This is a genomic window from Mesorhizobium tamadayense, assembly GCF_003863365.1.
Classification (GTDB): Bacteria; Pseudomonadota; Alphaproteobacteria; order Rhizobiales; family Rhizobiaceae; genus Mesorhizobium; species Mesorhizobium tamadayense.
Genome location: NZ_RQXT01000177.1, coordinates 1 through 1,015 on the forward strand (window position 1 = coordinate 1; position 1,015 = coordinate 1,015).

The 1,015-nt window shown below is 56.2% G+C and carries 1 protein-coding gene; it reads right to left on the reverse strand.

Features of this window, described 5'->3' with window-relative positions; genetic code table 11:
* A partial coding sequence (gene ltrA / locus EH240_RS37095; RefSeq protein ID WP_125007259.1) for a group II intron reverse transcriptase/maturase occupies positions 1–967 on the reverse strand: 967 nt, incomplete at its 3' end.
* Between the last annotated feature and the right edge of the window lie 48 nt (positions 968–1,015).

Genomic DNA, 1,015 nt, shown 5'->3' on the forward strand with positions numbered 1-1,015 from the left:
TTTCCCGCATCGCTTTCAGCGCCGAGGAACTGACCGCTGGTGTGAAGCCGCAAAACAGTCGCCCGCTTTGCGTTCCCCATACCGCGCGCGGTCGGAAACAATATCCGAGGAAGTCGAACGTCACGTTCGGATGTTGCCCTCTGCGTTTGGAGTCTCTGCAGTAGACAATCTTGGTCTTCGTCGGGTGCAGTTCCAGTTGGCATTCCGCCAGCCTCGCCTGAAGCGCAGCCTTGACGGCTTCTGCCTCCTGCTCGGTCCGGCAGTGCACCAGCCCGTCATCCGCATACCGACACCATGGGAGGTCGGGATGTGTCCGTTTCATCCACAGATCAAACGCATAGTGCAGAAAAAGATTTGAAAGAATCGGCGAAACTACGCCCCCTTGCGGAGTTCCGCAGTTTCGTTCAATCCTTTGTCCATCCTTCTCCATGGGCGCTGTCAGCCATCTCTCGATGTATAGTAATGCCCATTTGCTCTTTACGTGCCTGCGAACTGCCGTGAGCAAAAGCTCGTGCGAGATGTTGTCGAACAGACCCTTGATATCGAATTCCAGAACCCAGTCATACTTCCAGCACCGCTGACGCGTGATCCCCACGGCATCCAAGGCCGATTTACCCGGTCTATAGCCATAAGAATCTGACAGGAAGATCTGATCGAGCTCCGGTTCGATGAGCTGCTTGACCACCATCTGCGCGATCCTGTCGCTCACGGTGGGCACACCCAAAATCCGCTGGCCCCCAGTCTTTTTCGGAATGGGGACGGCACGCACCGGTGGCGGAAAGTAGCTTCCCGAGCTCATCCTGTTCCAGATCCTGTAGAGATTCCTCCCCAGGTCGGCTTCGAATGCCTCGATCGTCTGCCCGTCCACGCCAGCCGCACCACCATTGGATTTGACCGCTTTGTAGGCTTCGTACACCAGCCGCTTATCGATCATAAACGGCTTGTCTGTCGCATCTGTCGTTGTCATCCTGTTGCCAGTTGCTTCGAAAACACGACCACCTGATCCGACCCCTTC